The organism is Micromonospora qiuiae, assembly GCF_016863555.1.
Taxonomy (GTDB): Bacteria; Actinomycetota; Actinomycetes; order Mycobacteriales; family Micromonosporaceae; genus Micromonospora; species Micromonospora qiuiae.
On the sequence record NZ_BOPC01000164.1, the window covers coordinates 1 to 2,437 of the forward strand.

A 2,437-nucleotide genomic window follows, 5' to 3' on the forward strand; every position below is an offset into this window, starting at 1 on the left:
CCGGCGCTTGCCGCCCGTCCGGCCGTACGGGCGGTGCCCCGCGGCGAGACCATTCCACTCTCCTTCGGGCAGCAGCGCCTGTGGTTCCTCGACCGGATGGACGGCCAGGACATCGGCGCGCGGAACACCCCCATCGCGCTTCGGCTGGCCGGCGCCCTCGACGTCGACGCCCTCGCCGCGGCCGTCGGCGACCTGGTCGCTCGGCACGAGCCGCTGCGGACCGTCTTCGGCGAGCAGGGTGGCGTGCCGTTCCAGACGGTCCTACCGCCGGCACGGCTGCCGATGCCGGTGGTCGACACCGTCGAGGCGGACCTTCCCACCGCGCTGTCCGAGGCGACCGCCCGCGGCTTCGACCTGTCGGCACAGATCCCGATCCGGGCCCGGCTGTTCCGGCTCGACCCGGAAGTTCACGTCCTGCTGCTGGTCATGCACCACATCGCGGTCGACGGCGCGTCGCTCGCGCCGCTCAGCCGCGACCTTGCCGAGGCCTATTCGGCCCGGTGTCAGGGCCGGGCGCCGGAGTGGGCGCCGCTGGCGGCCCAGTACGCCGACTACGCCATCTGGCAGCGCGAGATTCTCGGCGACGACGCGGACCGCGACAGCGAGATCAACCGCCAGCTCGACTACTGGCGGGCGAAGCTGGCAGGTGCCCCGGAGGAGCTGCCGCTACCGACCGACCGGCCCCGACCTGCGGTGGCCAGCTACGCGGGTGACACCGTCGCCCTGCGCCTGGACGCCCACCAGCACGCCGCGCTGCTGAACCTGGCCCGCGACCGCCGGCTGAGCCCGTTCATGGTCGTGCAGGCGGGGCTCGCGGCTCTGTTGTCCCGGATGGGCGCCGGCACCGACATCCCGATCGGCACGCCGTCGGCGGGCCGCGGCGACCCGGCGCTGGAGGCGATGGTCGGCTACTTCGTCAACACGCTGGTGCTGCGTACCGACGTCAGCGGTGATCCGACCTTCGCCGAGCTGCTTGACCGGGTACGCGACACCGACCTGGCCGCCTACGACAACCAGGACGTTCCGTTCGAGCGGGTGGTGGAGGCGGTCAGCCCGACCCGCTCGCTGGCCCGGTTCCCGCTGTTCCAGGTGCTGCTCGCCTTCCAGAACAACGCCTCGGCCGCGTTCGACTTCGCCGACCTGCGGGTCAGTCACGAGGCCGTCCGCCACGGCGTGTCCGAGTACGACCTGACCCTGGACGTGTTCGAGGACTACGCCCCGGACGGTTCGCCGGCGGGAATGCGGGGCTATCTGGAGTACTCCACCGACCTGTTCGACGAGCCCTCCGTGGCGGCTCTGGCCGAGCGCCTGGTGTGGCTGCTGACCGGCGCGGTCGCCGATCCGCATGCCCGGGTCAGCACGCTGGAGCTGATGTCGGCGGCCGAACGCCATGCGGTCACCGAGGGTTGGATGGGCCCGATCTGGCCGGCGCCCCCGGTGCGCATCACCGACCTGCTCGCCGAGCAGGTCGCCCGTACCCCCGACGAGGTGGCGGTGATCTGCGACGACCAGCGGATGACCTTCGCCGAGCTCGACCGGCGGGCCAACCGGCTGGCACGGCTGCTGGTCGACCGGGGGGTCGGCCCGGAGCGGATGGTCGCGCTGGCCGTGCCCCGCTCGGTCGACATGGTGGTGGCGCTGTTCGCGGTGCTCAAGGCCGGCGGCGCCTACCTCCCGCTGGACCTGGAACACCCGGCGGACCGGCTGGCGTTCATGCTGGCCGACGCGGCCCCGGCGGTCGTCCTCGGCACCGCCGCCGGCCTGGCCGCCCTGCCCCCGCCGACGGTGCCCGTGGTCCAGCTCGACCACGACGCGACGCGGGCCGAGCTGGACGCGCTGCCCGACGCGGAGCTGGGCGATCCGGAGCGCGTGCAGCCGCTGCGCCCGGAGAACCCTGCCTACGTCATCTACACCTCCGGATCCACCGGGCGACCCAAGGCGGTGGTCATCGAGCACCGGGGCATGGTCAACCTGTTCTGGAGCCACCGCAACACGTTCTTCCGTCCCGAGGTGGCCGCGGCCGGCGGTGGGCGGCTGCGGATCGGCTTCACCGCGCCGTTGACCTTCGACACCTCGTGGGACTCCCTGCTGTGGATGCTCGACGGCCACGAACTGCACGTCATCAACGACTTCGTCCGGCGCGACGCCGAGGCGTTCGTCGACTACATCGACCGGCACCGCATCGGCTTCGTCGACCTGACCCCCTCGTTCATGCAGCAACTCGTCGCGGCCGGGCTGTTCGCCGACGGCCGGCACCATCCGACCGTGCTCATGGTCGGCGGTGAGGCCGTCACCGAGACGCTGTGGAACGCCATGCGGTCGACGCCTGACACCGCCAGCTACAACTTCTACGGCCAGACCGAATGCTCGAACGACACCGCGTCGTACCGGGTGGCAGATGGTGACGTGCCGCTGATCGGAAAGCCGATCCTCAATT

The 2,437-nt window shown here is 71.9% G+C and carries 1 protein-coding gene; it reads left to right on the forward strand.

Features of this window, described 5'->3' with window-relative positions; all coding sequences use genetic code 11:
* On the forward strand, positions 1-2,437 hold a 2,437-nt coding region (locus Vqi01_RS30145; protein ID WP_204038526.1), incomplete at both ends, for a non-ribosomal peptide synthetase.